Source organism: Spongorhabdus nitratireducens (genome assembly GCA_947387575.1).
Classification (GTDB): Bacteria; Pseudomonadota; Gammaproteobacteria; order Pseudomonadales; family Endozoicomonadaceae; genus CANDOC01.
In genome coordinates, this window is the sequence record CANDOC010000007.1 from 142,816 (window position 1) to 161,778 (window position 18,963).

Annotated in this window: 13 protein-coding genes; 4 read left to right on the top strand and 9 right to left on the bottom strand. The window is 50.8% G+C overall.

Annotated features, from left to right (window positions below):
- Positions 1-11: 11 nt before the first annotated feature.
- From ACYZZ0_RS14060 to ACYZZ0_RS14090, 7 genes are all read right to left on the bottom strand, one after another.
- Positions 12-1,697, bottom strand: a complete 1,686-nt coding sequence (locus ACYZZ0_RS14060) for an HlyD family type I secretion periplasmic adaptor subunit (RefSeq protein WP_461537267.1) — start codon at positions 1,695-1,697, stop codon at positions 12-14.
- A complete protein-coding gene (locus ACYZZ0_RS14065; protein ID WP_461537268.1) occupies positions 1,697-3,874 on the bottom strand; it encodes a type I secretion system permease/ATPase in 2,178 nt (725 codons plus the stop codon). Before ACYZZ0_RS14065 ends, ACYZZ0_RS14060 begins: the two co-directional genes overlap by 1 nt.
- Positions 3,875-4,082: 208 nt before the next feature.
- Entirely contained in the window at positions 4,083-4,823 is a 741-nt protein-coding gene (gene phoU, locus ACYZZ0_RS14070; protein WP_461537269.1) for a phosphate signaling complex protein PhoU, read from the bottom strand.
- A 10-nt stretch (positions 4,824-4,833) separates the two neighbouring features.
- Positions 4,834-5,634, bottom strand: coding sequence for a phosphate ABC transporter ATP-binding protein PstB (pstB, locus tag ACYZZ0_RS14075; protein WP_461537414.1), 801 nt, complete (start codon positions 5,632-5,634; stop codon positions 4,834-4,836).
- A 141-nt stretch (positions 5,635-5,775) separates the two neighbouring features.
- Positions 5,776-7,443, bottom strand: a complete 1,668-nt coding sequence (gene pstA / locus ACYZZ0_RS14080; RefSeq protein WP_461537270.1) for a phosphate ABC transporter permease PstA — start codon at positions 7,441-7,443, stop codon at positions 5,776-5,778.
- Positions 7,444-7,460: 17 nt separating this feature from the next.
- The gene (locus ACYZZ0_RS14085) at positions 7,461-9,731 is read right to left on the bottom strand and encodes an ABC transporter permease subunit (RefSeq protein ID WP_461537271.1); all 2,271 of its coding nucleotides are present in this window, start codon (positions 9,729-9,731) and stop codon (positions 7,461-7,463) included.
- Positions 9,732-9,873: 142 nt separating this feature from the next.
- Positions 9,874-10,839: a PstS family phosphate ABC transporter substrate-binding protein gene (locus ACYZZ0_RS14090; RefSeq protein ID WP_461537272.1), complete on the bottom strand. Its 966-nt coding sequence runs from the start codon at positions 10,837-10,839 to the stop codon at positions 9,874-9,876.
- 348 nt (positions 10,840-11,187) lie between these two features.
- Here ACYZZ0_RS14090 and ACYZZ0_RS14095 point away from each other — a divergent pair, with 348 nt between their 5' ends.
- A complete protein-coding gene (locus ACYZZ0_RS14095; RefSeq protein WP_461537273.1) occupies positions 11,188-12,645 on the top strand; it encodes a WS/DGAT/MGAT family O-acyltransferase in 1,458 nt (485 codons plus the stop codon).
- Between the two features lie 99 nt (positions 12,646-12,744).
- On the opposite strand, the gene ACYZZ0_RS14100 is transcribed toward ACYZZ0_RS14095, so the two are convergent.
- On the bottom strand, positions 12,745-14,121 hold the full coding sequence (locus ACYZZ0_RS14100) for an alanine/glycine:cation symporter family protein (protein WP_461537415.1): 1,377 nt from the start codon (positions 14,119-14,121) through the stop codon (positions 12,745-12,747).
- Positions 14,122-14,565: 444 nt separating this feature from the next.
- Here ACYZZ0_RS14100 and glyA point away from each other — a divergent pair, with 444 nt between their 5' ends.
- Positions 14,566-15,861: a serine hydroxymethyltransferase gene (glyA, locus tag ACYZZ0_RS14105; protein ID WP_461537274.1), complete on the top strand. Its 1,296-nt coding sequence runs from the start codon at positions 14,566-14,568 to the stop codon at positions 15,859-15,861.
- Between the two features lie 45 nt (positions 15,862-15,906).
- On the opposite strand, the gene ACYZZ0_RS14110 is transcribed toward glyA, so the two are convergent.
- A complete protein-coding gene (locus tag ACYZZ0_RS14110) occupies positions 15,907-16,551 on the bottom strand; it encodes a helix-turn-helix domain-containing protein (RefSeq protein ID WP_461537275.1) in 645 nt (214 codons plus the stop codon).
- A 399-nt stretch (positions 16,552-16,950) separates the two neighbouring features.
- On the opposite strand from ACYZZ0_RS14110, the gene ACYZZ0_RS14115 reads away from it, so the two are divergent.
- On the top strand, positions 16,951-18,327 hold the full coding sequence (locus tag ACYZZ0_RS14115) for an L-serine ammonia-lyase (RefSeq protein WP_461537276.1): 1,377 nt from the start codon (positions 16,951-16,953) through the stop codon (positions 18,325-18,327).
- 48 nt (positions 18,328-18,375) lie between these two features.
- The gene (gcvH, locus tag ACYZZ0_RS14120) at positions 18,376-18,753 is read left to right on the top strand and encodes a glycine cleavage system protein GcvH (protein ID WP_461537277.1); all 378 of its coding nucleotides are present in this window, start codon (positions 18,376-18,378) and stop codon (positions 18,751-18,753) included.
- Positions 18,754-18,963: the final 210 nt, after the last annotated feature.

Genomic DNA, 18,963 nt, shown 5'->3' on the forward strand with positions numbered 1-18,963 from the left:
GAGGGTTTGAATCAGCGTTCAGTCAGGGCGTTGGAGCGGGCACGCAGGATTGGCTTCATCAGATATCCCATGATGGTTTTCTTCCCTGTCATAATATCGATGTTGCTACGCATACCGGGAATGATCTCCAGAGGCTTGTCTTCACTTCCCAAATGACTTTCATTGGTTCTGACCCGAACCAGATAATAGCTTTCGCCTTTTTCATCCTGGATTGTGTCAGCACTGATATGATCCACAGTACCTTCCAGCCCGCCATAAACAGCAAAGTCATAGGCGGTGAACTTGACGACAGCTCGCATGCCGGTTGCCAGGAAACCAATATCTTTGGGGTTAACCCGTGCTTCTACCAGCAGGTTATCCTCCAGAGGTACCACTTCAATCAGATCCATACCCGGCTGAACAACACCACCGATAGTGGTGACATTAATCTTCTTCACCACACCGGTTACCGGTGAGCGCACCAAAGTCCGACTAACCTGGTCTTTCAGTGAAGTCTGGTTTTCACGCACCTGTCGCAGTTTAACTTCAGCTTCATTCAGCTCGGTCAGCGTTTCTTCCCTGAACTTCAGCGTCACTTCACGTTCCCGTGCCCGGGCCTCTTCATAAGCCTGCTCAAGCTTGGGCATCGACAGCTCGGCCATAATCAGTTCACCACCCAGATCATTAACCCGCTGCTTCAACTGAATCAGTTCAACCTGCGAAACAACGCCTTTATCTGCCAGCGGCAGGGTCATTTGCAGCTCCTGCTTGCCCAGCTCATGACTGGTTCGCAAGTAGTCAGCCTGCGCTTCAATCGACACCAGCTCCTGCTTGCTTTGAGCAGTTTGCCTGGCAGCAATTTCCTTCTCGGCATTCAGGTTAGCCTGACGACTTTTGAACAGCGCCAGCTCTCGGGAAACATAGTTAGGGAAGTTATCCAGTTCGTCAGGAAACTGTGGAAGAGTATCTGCAATCTCAGCTTTCAGCCTGCTAACTCGAGCCAGCTCACTGAAATATTCAATCTGGCCACCACGCATATCAGAACTGAAGCGGGTATCGTCCAGCTGCATCAAAGGCTGCCCGGCATTAACGTGCTCACCTTCAGCAACAAACAGCTGCTCCAGTATCCCGCCTTCCAGGTTCTGTATTACCTGCAGTCTGGATGAAGGAATTACAGTGCCATCTGCCCGGGTAATTTCATCAACCTCAGCCCAGAAGGCCCAGCTAACCGCTATAACCATAAACAGGAACATAAAACCCAGCAGCATGCGACCACCGCGGGGCGTTTTCAGCAGCATCGCCGCGCTGGTGTCGGACATAAATTCCAGTTCGGCTTCAGGTATTTCTTCTTGCTCAGATTCTTCCTCTGGTGATGCTTCATCTGCATCATCAGATTTTGATTCATCTTCGGCAGTGCTTTGGTCTGCTTCCGGCTCACTCTCATCCTCGGAAGCATCTTCATTCATGGCAGGTTGCTCTTCACCAGCCTTATCCATTTCAGGGCGGGCACTGGCGAGTTCGACAATATTGGAGCCAGATTCGTCCTGTCCGCCTTGTTGCACCGGTGACTCAAATTCCAGCTGATCCGGATCCACTACAGATTCTTCATCACTGAATACAATCTGACCGGACTCCATCTGCTCCTTCAGCTCTTCCAGCGGATCCAGCTCCGGTTCTTTCTTCCACAGCCGGCTGATTGCCCATAACCTTGCCAACATTATTCGATCCTCAGCTTTCCTTGCTTCAGGGCTGCATGTACCTGAGCTTTCGGTCCATCTGCCACTACCCGGCCGTTATTAACTACGATCAGACGGTCAACCAGATCCAGCATGGAAGATTTATGTGTCACCAGAATCATGGTCTTGTCTGCAAAGTGCTCCTTAAGCTGGTTCTTCATCCGCAGTTCGGTGGTGTTATCCATACTGCTGCTCGGCTCATCCAGCAGCAGAATTGGCGGATCAAGTAACAGGGCCCGAGCCAAAGCAATACTCTGACGCTGGCCTCCGGAAAGGTTTTCACCACGCTCCGCAATTTGCATATCCAGCCCCTGCGGATGGCGATTGGCAAACTCCATCACACCCGATGTTTCTGCAGCTCTCAGGATCGCAGAGTCATCCACATAGCTGGCACCCATGGAGATATTATCCTTGGCGGAACCGTAAAACAGGGTAATATCCTGCGCCACACAGCCAATATTCCGGCGCAAATCCGAGGGGTTAATCTGTCTGAGATCAATGCCATCGACTCGAACCGCACCTTCATCCGGGTGATAGAGTCCGAGAATCAGCTTCTCAATGGTGGTCTTTCCCGAGCCGATACGGCCAATAATCGCCACCTTCTCGCCAACCCCGACCTTGAACGACACATTATCCATGGCTTTGATTTCCTGTCCCGGATAAGTGAAGTTGACACTATCGAATTCGATATGCCCGCGGAATGCCTGACGCTGAACAAAATCAGCACCATCCGGCATTTCAACCGGCATATCCATAATCTGATTCAGACCGTCCAATGCGGAAACAGCCTGCTGGTAGCGGGTAGATAACCCGGCAACCTGAGCCATCGGCGCCAGACAGCGGCCGGATAACATCACGGTTGCAATCAGTGCGCCCATACTCAGCTCGCCTTCAGTGATCAGGCTGACACCAATCAGAATCAGGGCAATAGTATTCAGCTGTTGAATCCAGGCCGAGAATGAGGTCGCAGAAGAAGTCAGCAGTTTGGTTTTCACACCCCAGGTTGCCAGATGCCCTACCATCTTCTCCCACTTGTGCTGAATATCGCTTTCAGCACGGGCAATCTTCAGCGATTGAATTCCTGTCAGAACTTCCACCAGAGTGGCATTTTTCTGGGATGATGTACGCAGCGTCTTTTCAATCGAACGGCGTAGGGGTCCCTGAATAAAGAAGCCGTAGCCTGCAATCAGTGCCATACCCGCCAGAGGTATAAACACCATCGGTCCGCCGATAATGGCAATCACCGCCAGCACAATAACCACAAAGGGCAGATCCACCACCGTTACGATGGTGGAAGATGTAATAAACTCACGAATACTTTCAAATTCCTGCAGGTTCTTGGAGAAAGAGCCTACCGATGCCGGCCGAGAGCCCATGGTAAGCCCCAGCACTCGCTCCATAATGCGCGAAGAAAGCAGGACGTCCGATTTTTTACCGGCGAGGTCAATAAAATAACTTCGCACCATCTTCAAAATAAAATCGAATGTAAATATCACAAAAGCGCCAATTGAAAGTACCCACAGGGTTTCCATGGCATTATTTGGCACTACCCGGTCATAAACATTCATGACAAACAGCGGGCTGATAACAACAAAGATATTAATCAGGAAGGAGGCAAGAAGAACATCACGATAAATACGCCAGGATAATGAAAGCGTGCCCCAGAACCAGTGCCTTGATTTTAATTTAACTTTACTTGGCGTCCGGTCATCATACTGATGTTTTTCACGCACATATAAACAGTAACCGGTGTAAGCTTCATTCAGCTTTTCAATTTCAATATATCTTTCGCCTTCACCGGATTCAGGCTGAATAACCTTGGCAATACCTTCTTCATGATCAACCGACATCAAAATGCAGGCCTGACGTCCTTTTAATAGAAGAACTACCGGCGTTACCATGGCCGGTATCTTGGCCAGATCACGTTTCAATAACCGGGAAGAAAGCCCACCCCGTTCAGCAGCCCTGATAAAAAGCTCAACCGTGAATTTTCCGTCCTGCAAAGGCAGACCAGCTCGCAAGGTTTCACGGGTATAGGGGTTGCCGTAAATACGGGTAAGAACAGTTAAAGCATCAAGTAACGGATCCAGCTGCAATGAATCATCAGCCGGAATATCACTATCCCAATCATTTTGGGTAGCTGAGGCGGGGGCATTCATTTAATTGAAATTCCGTTTTCGAATTAAATTTCCGCTTGATATTTAAAATGCAATATCTAATTAAAGCGACTCCTTAATAAACGATAGCCCATTAATTTAAAACAATTTGAATCGGGGTTATTTAATATTGATATGAAGGGTTTGAAAACATGAATTAAAAAGCAAAACTATTGATTTTTAAAGGTGATAGAAGAGTAATGCACAAGCATTACTCTTCTTTATTGCCACGCAGGTCGAAAACCTCTTCCTGCATCCGCTTCAGGCCCAGATGACGCACATCCGTACCTTTCACCAGATAAATCACATATTCGGCGATATTGCGGGCATGATCGCCGACCCGCTCCAAAGAGCGCAGAACCCACATGATATTGAGCACTCTGGAAATAGAACGAGGATCTTCCATCATATAAGTAACAAGCTCACGCATGGCGCTCTTGTATTCGCGATCAACGCTTTTATCTTCTTTAGCCACCTGCAGTGCCAGCTCGGCATCAAACCGGGCAAAAGCATTCAAGGCATCCTGCACCATCTTGCGTACATGGCCACTGATATGGCGGACTTCAATATAACCGTGGGTACTTTCGCCCTGCTCACACAGGTTGATAGTAAAGCGGCCTATCTTGGAGGCTTCATCACCAATCCGCTCCAGGTCGGTTGCAGCCTTACTGCAGGCAATTACCAGCCGCAAGTCACTCGCCGCCGGCTGGCGGCGGGCCAGAATACGGGCACATTCGTCATCCACGGACACTTCCATCCGGTTAATTCTGGAATCCCGCTCACGCACATCCTGTGCCAGTTCACTGTCCGCCTCAATCAGCGCATGAATCGCATCAGCAACCTGCTTCTCTACTTCACCGCCCATTCCCAGAAGCTGACTGCGCAACTCTTCCAGATCATTATTGAACTGCTGGGAGATATGATGCGATATATGATCGCTCTTGATATCCATGGAACTCCTGTTAGCCATAACGGCCAGTAATATAGTCTTCAGTCTGCTTCTGACGGGGGTTGGTAAACAGCCCATCGGTATCGCCGAATTCGATCAGCTTTCCCATATACATAAACGCGGTGTAATCAGATACACGCGCCGCCTGCTGCATATTATGGGTAACAATAACGATGGTGTAGCGTTCTTTCAGCTCGTTAATCAGCTCTTCAATTTTCAGGGTTGAAATCGGGTCAAGAGCAGAGGCAGGTTCATCCAGCAGCAGTACTTCAGGCTGCACGGCAATGGTACGGGCAATAACCAGACGCTGCTGCTGACCACCGGACATACCCAGTGCGCTCTCATGCAGGCGGTCTTTCACCTCATCCCACAGCGCTGCACCTTTCAGCGCCCACTCAACCACTTCATCAATCACCCGCTTCTTGCGGATGCCCTGAATACGCAGGCCATAGGCTACGTTTTCATAAATACTTTTCGGAAACGGATTCGGCTTCTGGAATACCATCCCTACCCGGCGACGCAGATCCGCGACATCAACAGAGCGGTCATAGATATTCTGGTCATCCAGCATGACTTCACCGCCCACCCGGCAACTGTCCACCAGATCGTTCATCCGGTTCAGACTGCGCAGCAGGGTAGACTTGCCACAACCGGAAGGCCCGATAAAGGCAGTTACTCGCTTCTTGGGAATCTTGAGTGAAATATCATGCAGTGCCTGTTTTTCATCGTAATGCAGGTTCAGCCCGCGAATATCAAAACAGGTTTCTTCATCTTCGATTTCCAGCTTGCGCCGGCCACGTCCAAGGTTATCCATGCTGACCCCATGACTTCTGACTTCCCGGATCGACACCTGCGGATTATCTGTGCGCGTTTTATCCTTTTGTTCGAAAGCCACCGCAACGTTCTCGTTCATTTCCGCCACCTTATTGTTACCTTATGCTGTTTATGTCGCCAGTTAAACTTCAAGCGACTTATATTTCTCACGCAAATGGTTACGGATCGCGACGGCTGAAAGGTTCAGCACCGCAATAACAATAACCAGTAGCAATGCAGTCGCGTAAACCAGCGGGCGCGCTGCTTCAACATTGGGGCTCTGGAAGCCAACGTCAAAAATATGGAAGCCCAGGTGCATAAACTTCTGGTCCAGATGCAGATAGGGGTAGTTGCCATCCAGCGGCAGGTTCGGTGCCAGTTTCACCACACCGACCAGCATCAGCGGCGCTACTTCACCGGCAGCTCGGGCTACCGCCAGAATCAAACCAGTCATCATCGCCGGGCTGGCCATGGGCAGTACGACCCGCCACAGGGTTTCAGCCTTGGTTGCACCCAGCGCCAGACTGCCTTCACGTACAGATGAAGGAATCCGCGACAGACCTTCTTCGGTCGCCACAATAACCACTGGCAAAGTCAGCAGTGCGAGGGTGATTGCCGCCCACATCAGTCCTGGCGTGCCAAAAGTCGGAGCAGGCAAAGCCTCCGGGAAGAACAGCTGATCGATCTGTCCACCCAGGAAGTACACAAAGAAGCCCAGACCAAACACGCCATAAACGATGGAAGGCACACCTGCCAGGTTATTCACGGCAATACGAATCAGTCGTGTCACCGGTCCCTGCGAGGCATATTCACGCAGGTAAACTGCCGCAACCACACCAAACGGAGTCACCAACACCGACATCAGGATCACCATCATTACGGTGCCGAAAATAGCCGGGAAGATACCGCCTTCGGTGTTAGCTTCACGGGGGTCATCACTGACAAATTCCCAGACCTTGTCGAAGTAAAACCCGATCTTCTGTGTCGTTGTCATCGCATTGGGCTGGTAGGCCCGAACAACTTTACCCAGTGACAGCTCGACTTCCTGGTTATCCACAGTCCGGACTACGACACTGTCACGGTTGAAGGCTTGATAGAGTTCACCCAGCTCTTTCTCCAGTACCGCATACTCCTGATGCAACACTTTTCGGTCAGCTTCGATTTCGGCCAGCTTCAGCGGTGTCAGTTTGTTTTCCAGTTCCAGTTTGCGCTGTTCAAGACGCAGCCGCTCCAGTCTGGAGTTAACCGAGCCAATGGCCTGACGCTCGATATGGTAGATATCTTCATGGATTGAAAGCGCACGGTTGATACGCTGCTGGAAAACATCCCAGCCCGCATTGCCAAAGGCGATATTTTGGCCATCTTCTTTTACTTCAACCAGATAGCCGTAGAAATCACCCCACTCACGGCGTTCGATCGCCACAACATCTGCCGGGTAGCTGATATCAGCCAGCCAGGCATCGATTACCCAGCTAAAGTCACTGCCGGATACATCCCGGTTACCCACTTTCAGCAATTCACGCTGAACCGTTTCCCGGTCCGAATCAATCGGCAGCCCGGCACTAACCAGCTGTGCCACCGGCACATCTTCAACCTGCGTTACCTGCCCCATTATCGGGCGGGCAACCTGACCCGGCACCTGATATTCCGCCACCAGAATATTGCCCGGCCAGAAATGGCCCAGACCGCGGGCAGCAATCAGCCCAATCAGTCCGATAACCATCACCAGACTGATTGCCACTGCACCGGCATTCATCCAGACCCATGGAGAGCCACTTTTTACCCAGCTGTTAAGTGTTATCTTTTTCATTATTTATTCACCTTCACTTACAGCGTGCTGTACTTACGACGCAGTCGATGACGCACCATCTCGGCGATGGTGTTGACCACGAAAGTGAACATAAACAGCACCAGCGCCGCCAGGAACAGAATCCTGTAATGGGTGCTGCCAACTTCAGACTCCGGCATTTCCACAGCAATGTTTGCAGCCAGTGTCCGCATACCTTCGAAGATATTGGCATCCATAATCGGGGTATTACCGGTCGCCATCAGTACGATCATGGTTTCGCCTACCGCCCGGCCCATACCGATCATCACTGCCGAGAAAATACCCGGGCTGGCGGTCAGTAGTACCACCTTGGTCAGGGTCTGCCAGGGTGTTGCACCCAGCGCCAGCGAGCCATAACTCAGATGTTTGGGGACACTGAAGACAGCGTCTTCGGTAATAGAGAAGATGGTGGGGATAACCGCAAAGCCCATCGCCAGACCAACAACCAGAGCATTACGCTGGTCATAGGGAATACCCAGATCGGTTGTTACCCAGGTTCGCATATCGCCACCAAAGAAGGCATGCTCCATCCACAGACCAGCTTCGATGGAGAACCAGCCGGCCAACAGCACAACAGGAACCAGTAGCATCGGTTGCCAGCCATCCGGAACCCGGTGACGAATATTTTCCGGCAAACGATCCCAGCTGAATGCAAACAACAGCATCGATACCGGAATACAGATCAGTAATCCGAAGATACCAGCCAGATTGGCTTCGATATATGGCGCCAGCCATAGCCCGGCAAGGAAGCCAAGAATTACGGTAGGCAGTGCTTCCATCAATTCGATAACCGGCTTTACCTTGCGACGCATTGCCGGTGCCATAAAGTAGGCGGTGTAAATCGCGCCACAAATCGCCAGTGGTGTAGCCAGCAGCATGGCGTAGAAAGCTGCCTTCAGGGTACCGAATGCCAGTGGCATCAGGCTGAATTTGGGTTCGAAATCATTGTTGGACGCAGAGGACTGCCAGATATATTCCGGCTCATCGTAGGATTCGTACCAGACCTTGTCCCAAAGCGCTGACCAGGAAACTTCCGGATGTTCGTTATCCACTTTCCAGAAGCTCTGCCCGCTTTCAGTATTGACCAGCAAGGCATTGGCACGGGGAGAAATACCCAGCGCGATAACCTGACTGCCAAGATTTTCTTTCAGCAGGGTGCGACTGGATGTGGTGCTGAAGATACCCACCACCCCGGTATTGTCAGCAGCAAGGAAGCCTTTCCGCCGATGCTCAGGCTCAATAACGGTAACCGGCGCAGAACCCAGAGAGAAGCTGCGGGCGCGTTGCAGCATCTGATCACCCTGCTCGTTACGGGCATGGAACCACTGGGAGATCTCACCGGAAGAATCACCAACCAATACGGAGATCCCACCAAGTAGGAAGGACATGCTGGTAATTTCTGCCTTGTTTCTGGTCACTGTCACCACTTGTGAAATTTTCGGTGAACCAGAAAGTGGCACGTCAAGCACGGTTAGCTGATCAGTTCCGGTCTGCACATAAAGCCAGCTCAGATCCGGCGACAGCAACATTTTACCGAGTACACCCTCAAGGCGAGGCACATTAACCGGCTCCGGCTCCAGCGTTACTTCTTCAGTCAGGAAGTCCACTTCCTTAACAAGGCGGGTCATAACCAGTTCGCCCTGACTCAGCCCTGCGATCAGCAATTGTTCTTCACTGTCCTGCAGCACCAGGCCATCAACAGCAGCCGGTGCCAGTGCAATCGGATCGGAGCCAAATGGCCATTCAACGGCCGGAGTGATGACCCGTTTATCATTCGGCCAGCTGGTACGGTAAATATGTTTGAGTACCAGCACCTCACCATTACTCAGACCTGCCGCGACCAACTCGCCGGCTGCTCCGGCTGAAGTGAAAGAGGTAATGGTTGTACCGGCAGGCAGGGGAAGACTTTCAGCAAGCAGCGTATCGCCACTGCGGGTATCAAAAAAACGTAACCCGCCATTGCTGTCGATATTCAGGCCAATCTCGGCCTGCTCTTCCATGGTGGTATAAAGAATTTTGCCGGAAGAAGCGTTTGTAGTGGCAACCGGGTAAGTTGTAACCCGCTCAACCTCCGCCGAGCGCATCAGCGGAACCACTTCATACAGCAAATAAAGAAAGATAAGAAGGATCGCGACAATGACACCGATGCCGCCAAACGCCACACTCCAGCGAGCAAGCCAGTCCTTGCTCTTGCGAATGCTCCGGTGACGCCGCAAAGCGGGTGTGTCCATGTCAACTCTGGGGGAGGCACTGAGTGCTTCTTGATTCATTGGTATGCGCCAGCTCTGTTTCCCGATGCTACCTTAGCGGTGGCGTGTGACATTAATATGACAGGCCTGAAATAAAAAGACCGCGCTACTGCACGGTCTTTTTAATCATTACCGGACTATCCATTTCCGGTTTTTTTTCAACTTAAAGTCCCAGTTCCTTGCGGTACTTTTCAGCCACTTTTGCCGGCAGCGGAATGTAGCCATCCTTGACCACAACTTCCTGACCCGCCTTGGACAGAACCATCTTCACAAACTCACGCTCCAGCGGCTGCAGTGGCTTGTTCGGCTGCTTGTTCACATATACGTACAGGAAGCGGGACAGCGGATAGCTGCCGTCTACAGCGTTGTCCGGAGTCGCATCAACAAATGGCTGACCAGGCTTCTTGGCCAGCGGTACAGTACGTACGCTGGAAGTCTTGTAACCAATACCGGAGTAGCCAATACCGTTGATAGATGCAGATACAGACTGAACCACAGAAGCAGAACCCGGCTGCTCATTTACGTTGTTACGGAAGTCGCCCTTACACAGCGCTTTCTTTTTGAAGTAACCGTAGGTACCGGATACCGAGTTACGCCCGTACAGCTGGATATCACGGTTCTGCCATGACCCATCGAGGCCGGCATTGCCCCAGGTTTTAATATCCTGACGCTCACCACACTTGCGGGTAGTAGAGAAGATGGCATCAACCTCAGCCATGGTCAGGCCTTTAATCGGGTTGTCCTTGTTAACAAATACGGCCAGCGCATCGATAGCAACCGGGATTGCGGTTGGACGGTAGCCGTAGCGCTTTTCAAACGCTTCCAGTTCCTTGTCTTTCATCTTGCGGCTCATGGGGCCGAGGTTTGAAGTCCCTTCAACCAGAGCAGGCGGTGCAGTAGAAGAACCGGCAGCCTGAATCTGGACATTGACGTTGGGGTAGAAGCGCTTGAAGTCTTCAGCCCACAGGGTCATCAGGTTAGCCAGAGTGTCAGAACCCACACTGGAGAGGTTACCGGAAACGCCACTGGCCTTGGAGTAAGTTGGCAGGTCGGCGTCAACACTGGCAGCCTGGGTGGTTGCTGCAGCCGCTGTCAGTGCCAGCGCGCCCATCAGTTTTTTCAGTTTCATTATTAGTGATCTCCCTAACGAAGCTCGTTTATTCCTGTTTCAAACGCTATGAGCGGTTATCAGCGAACGTGCCTTTTATCTGATTCCGATAAAACGTTCTCTTTGATGTTGGTCATCGTAGGGGGCGAATATGACAGTTTCATGAATAGTTGATACTAAACAAAAGAAGTTTAATTGCAGTAAAATGCAGCGAACCAAAGGGTTATTCGATAATAAAAATCACGAAAATGTAAAAAGACTGATTATTAAATACATTTCAAAAACAACTCGAATATCTCTCTGGTAATAAAAACAAGCTTGTTTTCGCAGCATTTTTTAATGCGGCAAAACGCGGGGGGAAGTAAATCAATGCAACAGTTATCTTCACTGGACCAACTGTTTGTCAAACTGGAAAAGGGTGCAAACCATATGCATGTGGGTTGCCTTTCCATTTATGACCAGTCCACTGCACCGAAACAACCGGTGCGGTTCAAAGATATCATAAAGTCCATTAAAAACCGGCTCCATGCGCTGCCTGAATTGCGTCAGCGCTATGTTTCATCGCCGGCGGGACTGGATAATCCTTACTGGATTGCCGATCCGAATTTCGATATCGAATTTCATCTGCGCCATATTGCTTTACCGGCACCGGGAGACTGGCGCCAACTTTGTATTCTGGCTGCACGGCTGCATTCACGACCGATAGATCTTAACCATGCGCCCTGGGAAATCTATGTTATTGAAGGTCTGAACAATGTCGAAGGTTTGCCAGAAGGCAGCTTTGCCATGTTTATCAAACTGCATCACGCGTTGTTTGATGGTCAGGCCATTGCCCGCCTGATGATGGCCATGCACGACGATAAACCGGTTCTGCCACAAGCTCCGGAGAACCAGCAACTGGTTGTCGACCGGGTTCCAACTACGATTGAAATGTTGGCAAAAACACCGTTGAATTACTCCAAAAAGTTATTCAACAGCAGCAAAATTGCAGCGAAGTATTCGCTACCATTAACCAGGTGGGCGCTTTCGAAACAGGCTCGTCAGCAACTGCTGGGCCGTGAAAAATTTGCGCTATCCAGTGTGCCCCGTACCCGCTTTAATCAGGCCGTTTCGCCTCACCGGATTATTGAGGGCATAGATTTCGATCTTGGAACCATTCAGGCCATACGCAAGGCTTTGCCTGGTATTACCGTCAACGATATTGCCCTGGCAACTGTCGCTGGCGGTTTGAAGCGTTACCTCGAAAGTAAAAACGAGTTACCGCAACAAAGCCTGCGCAGTGCCATGCCGATTAATGTGGCCGGTATGGGAGACGGGGCACATGAAGGCAGTAACAAACTGTCTATTTCCATGACGGACCTTCACACCGATATCGAGGATGTTAAACAGCGGCTGGTCGCTATTCATGAATCAGCGGCAATGTCCAAGATCAGGGAAAAGTCGTTCGGTGGCAGAATCCTGATGGATCTGGTTGAGGTACTCCCCAGTAGTGTCAGTGGCATGCTGACTCAGCCCGGTATCGCCGATAAGTTCCCGGTTCTGGCCAATACCGTAATATCCAATGTAATGGGCCCGAACAAGCCGATTTACCACACTGGCGCCAGACTGGTTGGCACCTACGGGTTTGGTTTACCGGTTGACCTGACAGGACTGTTCCACGGTATTTTTGGCTATGACGGCAAACTGTTCTTCGGTATTACCGCCTGTCGGGAAATGATGCCGGATCCGGCTTTTTATAAGGAATGCCTGCAGGAAGCTTTCGATGAATTGAGCGACGCTATTCTGATAGATCCTGAATCAGAAGAGCCCGAAGCCTTGTCGGCCTGATCTATTTTCCCAGACTACCCATAATAAAAAATCCCGGCATATTGCCGGGATTTTTTACACACTCAGATAACGCTTTTCTTGCCTTTCAGGCTGCTGTGATTAGTGAGAAGAAGCAGTTTTCGGCTCACCTTCACGGGCAAAGTATTCACGCGCCAGCTTGAATACAACCGGGCTCAGCAGCGCCAGAGCAATCAGGTTAGGCACAGCCATCATCGCATTCAGGGTATCCGCTACCAGCCAGATGAAGTCCAGGCTCAGAACAGCACCGGCAGGAATCGCCAGGATCCACAGAATGCGGTAAGGAACTACAGCTTTCGCACCGAAGAGGTACATCACACTGCGCTCACCGTACAGCGCCCAACCCAGAATGGTGGTGAAGGCAAAGATGGTCAGAGAGATCGCAATGATGTAATTACCCAGACCCGGTAGTGCCTGTGCAAAGGCAGCAGAAGTCAGGGCTGCACCGGAAACGCCGGAAGTCCAGACGCCGGAAGAGATAATTGCCAGGCCAGTGATAGAGCAGATGATGATGGTATCAATAAAGGTACCCAGCATCGCAACCAGACCCTGACGCACAGGATCTTTGGTCTGTGCAGCGGCGTGAGCAATCGGGGCAGAACCCAGACCGGCTTCGTTAGAGAAGATACCGCGAGCTACACCGAAGCGAATCGCCATCCATACAGCCGCACCGGCAAAACCACCTTCAGCAGCAGATTCGGTGAAGGCATAGGTGAATACCAGGTTAATAGCATTCGGCAGCTGCTCAGCATTGATAGCCAGAACCGCCAGACCCGCAATCAGGTAAGCAACCGCCATAAATGGAACCAGACTGCCTGCTACTGCACCAATACGCTTGACGCCACCCAGCAGCACCGCACCAACCAGCACCATGATAACAACACCAGTCATCCAGGTAGGGACGCTGAAGTTGGCTTCCAGCACATCTGCAACCGAGTTGGCCTGAACAGTGTTACCGATGCCGAAAGCGGCAATGGCAGCAAAAGACGCAAACACAGTACCCAGCCAGGCCCACTTGGAACCCAGGCCATTCTTGATGTAGTACATCGGGCCGCCGACATAGTTGCCGTGCTCGTCAACTTCACGGTATTTCACCGCCAGAACAGCTTCAGAGAATTTGGTGGCCATACCTACCAGAGCGGTACACCACATCCAGAACAGCGCACCGGGACCACCCAGAAATACTGCAGTCGCAACACCGGCAATGTTACCGGTACCAACTGTTGCAGACAGGGCTGTCATCAGGGCCTGGAAAGGCGAGATTTCACCGGAATTGGCTTCTTCAGAAGTGGTTTTCTTGCCACCCCACATCAGTTTGAAGCCAGTGCCCAGTTTCAGAATCGGCATCAGCCGCAAACCAAGCATAAGGAAGAGGCCGGTACCGAGAATCAGAACCAGCATTACTGGTCCCCATACCACCCCGTTAATTGCATTAAATAGATTGGTGAGTGCTTCCATCATGGAACTACCTTTTATTTTGTAATTTTTATTGTCTTTTAATAAGACAGTCGTAGTTTATCTTTTTTTTGAGCCTGATCTGAATAACTGCTTGATATTCAACCCCCCACGATAAAGCTGAAGCCAAAATATCGTATAGGAAATTTTGTTTCAACTAAGAAATAAAAAACACTCTTTAATTAATGCATATCCAATCGCTTATTCACAAAAGGAAACTTGTTTCATATCCCTTGCGAATCAAGGGATATCGCTATTTCATAATTACTTATTCATCATTTTTATTTCCAATAATAAATTGGAGTTGATTATAGGAAACAGAGCCATTACAGTTTATTAAAAGCGAAGGATGACAATAAAAAACTGTCGCCTGATGCAGCACCAATAACAACACAGGCCATGACTTGAAAACTGTTCATGGCATAAAACTGCAACCAGGAATCAAGCATGAGCAAGCCTTATCAATCAGAACAGCTGCAAGGTTTTTTTTCCAAGTCACTACAGTTTGCCGATGCTGCTGTAATGGAAGCGGTCAACCTTGAAGATGATCGTCAGAATAAACAGATTGAGCTGATTGCTTCCGAAAACATTGTTTCCCGTGCAGTGATGGAAGCGCAGGGTACTGTTCTTACCAACAAATACGCTGAAGGCTATCCCGGTCGTCGTTACTACGGCGGCTGCGAGCATGTGGACAAAGTTGAAGCGCTGGCTATTGAACGCGCCAAGCAGCTGTTTGACTGTGAATACATCAATGTCCAGCCTCACTCCGGCGCGCAGGCCAACGGCGCAGTTAAACTGGCTCTGTTGCAGCCGGGCGACACCATTCTGGGTATGTCTCTGGATGCCGGTGGTCACCTGACTCACGGCGCTCGTCCGGCCCTGTCCGGCAAATGGTTTAATGCAGTTCAGTATGGTGTTTCCAAAGAAACCCAGCGTATTGACTACGATGCCGTGGAAGCACTGGCCGTTGAATGTCAGCCCAAGATGATTATTGCCGGTGGCTCCGCCATTCCGCGTGAGCTGGACTTCAAACGTTTCCGTGAAATCGCTGACAAGGTTGGCGCTTACCTGATGGTTGATATGGCTCACATTGCCGGTCTGATTGCAGCTGGTCTACACCCGAGTCCGCTGCCGTATGCTGATATTGTGACCACCACCACCCACAAAACCCTGCGTGGTCCTCGTGGCGGTATGATCCTGTCCAACAACCTGGATATTGGCAAGAAGATTAACTCTGCTGTATTCCCAGGTCTGCAGGGTGGCCCGCTGATGCACGTTATTGCGGCCAAAGCGGTAGCACTGGGTGAAGCGCTGGCTCCTGACTTCAAACCTTACATCGAATCTGTCGTAACCAACGCTCGCGCTCTGGCTGAAGTCATGATCGAACGCGGCTGCGATATTGTCACCGGTGGTACCGACACTCACCTGGTATTGGTTGACCTGCGTCCAAAGGGCCTGAAAGGTAATCAGGTTGAAGAAGCGCTGGAACGTGCTGGCATCACCTGTAACAAGAACGGCATTCCGTTTGATCCGGAAAAACCAATGGTAACTTCCGGCATCCGTCTGGGTACTCCAGCGGGTACCAGCCGTGGCTTTGGTGAGGAAGATTTCCGCCAAATAGGTCACCTGATCAGTGACGTACTGGACGGTTTGATTGCCAATGGCGAGAACAATCAGGAAGTTGAGGAACAGGTTCGCCAGAAAGTAGAAGCTCTCTGCGAACAGTACCCGCTGTATTCTTGAGAAGGGATAATCTGAACAGTAAGCGCTTCACAGGGAAGCGCTTACCTATGCAGTGACCCACAAGATAGTGGCATCCTCATCACTGAGGGATGTCACTACATGCCCCATGGCAGCGTCATAATAGGCACTGTCACCTTCTTCCAGCTCCACAGGCTGGTAAAACTCGGTGAACAGGCAAACCTTGCCGCTCAAAACCAGCATGAACTCTTCGCCTTCATGGCGAACCCAGTCAGGATAGTCCTCAAATGTGCGCGCCCTGATGGTGGCCCGGTAAGGAATCATCCTTTTGCCAGACAGTTCAGCCGCCAGAAGCTCGTGATCATACGTCGCGGTGGGATGCAGCTTGCCCTGTCCCTTGCGGGTAATATCCCGTCGTCCACTTGCCTGTGTTTCGGGTATCGCCGGGCTGAAGAGCTGGGGAATATCAATACCCAGTCCATTCGCCAACTTGGTCATGGCGGTAAAGGTGGGTGATATTTGCTCGTTCTCGATTTTTGACAGGGTAGAGCGTGCCAAACCGGTCAGGTTACTGGCTTCTTCCAGTGTCAGGTTACGACCCAGACGAATTTCCCGTACCCGCTTCCCCAGCTGCAACGGTTCGACAGATGAACCTGCCTCACCCTGCACCTTGCGGCGCTGAATGGTTACGGCTTCTTTTTCACGCCTGAGAAAATGGGCTTGTTCCGACATTCATTCCTCGACAAAACAGACACATAGGTGTCGTTACAGACAAAATCACGGCATTTACTATATCGTGCAAATGGCCCGGGGAACACTCAAACAACTTTGAACATTCAGCATTTCCCAGACCAGCTTCCAGTGAAAGCCGCAACAGAACTATTCACTATACTGCCCGAGACTGCAAAAAATTGATCTGCGCAGCGCTATTTTGACAAAAAGTTTCCTATAAGAAACTTTTTTATTGAACAGAAAAAAACAGCCTGATAGTCTCTTTTTAACCATAAAACATACTAATACACGTACTAGTGTTATCCGGACAGGAAACACGCTAACAGCCAATAACGGAAATTCGGGCCTTCCCCAAAACAGTCCGGCTTCCATGGCAACTGATGAAACGTGAGGAATTCGATGGGGCTGAGTGTACTGGATCTCTTCAAAATCGGACTGGGACCGTCATCGTCACATACTGTGGGACCGATGGTTGCAGCCAACCGATATCTGGAAGAGCTTAAACAGCAAGACCTGCTGCTGCAGACAGCCCGCATCCGGGTCGAGCTCTATGGCTCCCTGGCCCAGACCGGTGAAGGGCATGCGACCCATACCGCGGTAATGCAGGGACTTTCCGGCGAAAAGCCTGAAACCATTGACCCGGACTATGCCGTACAGCTGGTTCAGGAAATCCGGGAGCAAAACCAGATCCGACTGGATGGATCTCACACCATTCCCTTTACCGAAGCCAACGATCTTATCTTCTGCTTTCAGGAATCCCTGCCCCAGCATCCGAACGGAATGGCCATCATGTCTTTTGACAGTGCCGGCCTAGTTATCCACAAGCGTCGCTATTTCTCCGTCGGTGGTGGTTTCGTGCTGAGCGAAGATGAAATCGGCGCCGATAGTCCTGCAGAAGCTGAAGTTAATATCCCCTACCCGTTTGAGAATGCCGAGGACCTGCTGATCATCGGTGACAAACACAATCTCAGCATTGCTGAAATTGTTCTGACCAATGAAAAACATCTGCCTCGCAGCAAGTCTCCCCGTGAAGATCTGTTACATATCTGGGAAGTCATGAAAAGCTGTATTGACAGGGGCTGTAGCCAATCCGGTATTCTTCCCGGCGGTTTGAACATCAGGCGACGCGCCCATGACCTGCACCAGGAACTGCTGGGCCGGCCTGAATATGACAAAGACCATTTTGAAGCGATGGACTGGGTTAACCTGTTTGCCCTCGCCGTAAACGAGGAAAATGCTGTGGGCAGTCGTGTGGTGACTGCACCCACCAACGGCGCTGCAGGTGTAATCCCGGCTGTACTGGCCTACTTCCTGCGCTTTATTAATGGCCGCGATGAAGATGATATTGTCACCTTCCTCGCCACCGCAGCCGCTATCGGCATGCTGTATAAGAAGAATGCCTCCATCTCGGCTGCCGAAGTTGGCTGCCAGGGTGAAATCGGCGTTGCATGCTCCATGGCTGCCGGTGCGCTTTGTGCCGTACTGGGCGGAACCAACCGGCAGATTGAAAATGCTGCCGAAATCGGGATGGAACATAACCTTGGCCTGACCTGTGACCCGATTAACGGTCTGGTTCAGGTACCGTGCATTGAGCGTAATGCGATGGGTGCGGTCAAAGCGATTAACGCAGCACGTCTGGCTCTGCGGGGCGACGGCGAACATATGGTTCATCTCGATAATGTGATAGAAACCATGCGCCAGACCGGGCTGGATATGCAGAACAAATACAAGGAGACCGCCACCGGAGGTCTCGCCGTGAATGTTGTTGAGTGCTGAGTTCAGCGCCTGATCAACAAAAATGAAGTGAAATGAAGGAAACAGACCATGAGTGATTCTCTGAGATTTGCAGCTTCCCACGAGTGGGTTCGGGATAACGGTGACGGTACTGTGACTGTTGGTATCTCCAACCACGCTCAGGAACTGCTGGGAGATGTGGTTTTTGTTGAGCTGCCGGAAGTCGGTGCTGAAGTTGAAGCCACCAAGGAATTTTCCCTGGTTGAATCCGTAAAGGCAGCATCTGATGTCTACGCGCCGGTATCCGGTGAAGTTGTTGAAGTTAACGAAGCACTGGATGATGCTCCGGAAACTGTTAACGAAGCACCAGAAGGTGAAGGCTGGATTGCCAAAATCAAACTGAGCAATGCTGCCGAACTCGAAAACCTGATGGATGAAAATGCCTACAAGGCCACGCTTGAGGAATAACAGACGTTCCTGAAGCCTTGCCTGCTGGCTTATTCCTAGCGATATATTTTTTGGCTAAAGCCTATAGCCACAGACAAGCCAGCAGGATTCGCTGCTTAAGCAAGAAAGCGAACGCGAAGAACTGATAACAACCGAAGCCCGGTCATACGGGTTTCAGCAAATATAAAGCCTGTTGCTTCTGCTCACATGATTCCTTCGGGAATACACCTT

What these genes read in the sequence shown, in the direction of transcription:
- ACYZZ0_RS14060 (WP_461537267.1), bottom strand. Translation starts at nt 1,697, where the DNA reads ATGTTGGCAAGGTTATGGGCAATCAGCCGGCTGTGGAAGAAAGAACCG.
- ACYZZ0_RS14065 (WP_461537268.1), bottom strand. Translation starts at nt 3,874, where the DNA reads ATGAATGCCCCCGCCTCAGCTACCCAAAATGATTGGGATAGTGATATT.
- phoU (WP_461537269.1), bottom strand. Translation starts at nt 4,823, where the DNA reads ATGGATATCAAGAGCGATCATATATCGCATCATATCTCCCAGCAGTTC.
- pstB (WP_461537414.1), bottom strand. Translation starts at nt 5,634, where the DNA reads ATGGATAACCTTGGACGTGGCCGGCGCAAGCTGGAAATCGAAGATGAA.
- pstA (WP_461537270.1), bottom strand. Translation starts at nt 7,443, where the DNA reads ATGAAAAAGATAACACTTAACAGCTGGGTAAAAAGTGGCTCTCCATGG.
- ACYZZ0_RS14085 (WP_461537271.1), bottom strand. Translation starts at nt 9,731, where the DNA reads ATGAATCAAGAAGCACTCAGTGCCTCCCCCAGAGTTGACATGGACACA.
- ACYZZ0_RS14090 (WP_461537272.1), bottom strand. Translation starts at nt 10,839, where the DNA reads ATGAAACTGAAAAAACTGATGGGCGCGCTGGCACTGACAGCGGCTGCA.
- ACYZZ0_RS14095 (WP_461537273.1), top strand. Translation starts at nt 11,188, where the DNA reads ATGCAACAGTTATCTTCACTGGACCAACTGTTTGTCAAACTGGAAAAG.
- ACYZZ0_RS14100 (WP_461537415.1), bottom strand. Translation starts at nt 14,121, where the DNA reads ATGGAAGCACTCACCAATCTATTTAATGCAATTAACGGGGTGGTATGG.
- glyA (WP_461537274.1), top strand. Translation starts at nt 14,566, where the DNA reads ATGAGCAAGCCTTATCAATCAGAACAGCTGCAAGGTTTTTTTTCCAAG.
- ACYZZ0_RS14110 (WP_461537275.1), bottom strand. Translation starts at nt 16,551, where the DNA reads ATGTCGGAACAAGCCCATTTTCTCAGGCGTGAAAAAGAAGCCGTAACC.
- ACYZZ0_RS14115 (WP_461537276.1), top strand. Translation starts at nt 16,951, where the DNA reads ATGGGGCTGAGTGTACTGGATCTCTTCAAAATCGGACTGGGACCGTCA.
- gcvH (WP_461537277.1), top strand. Translation starts at nt 18,376, where the DNA reads ATGAGTGATTCTCTGAGATTTGCAGCTTCCCACGAGTGGGTTCGGGAT.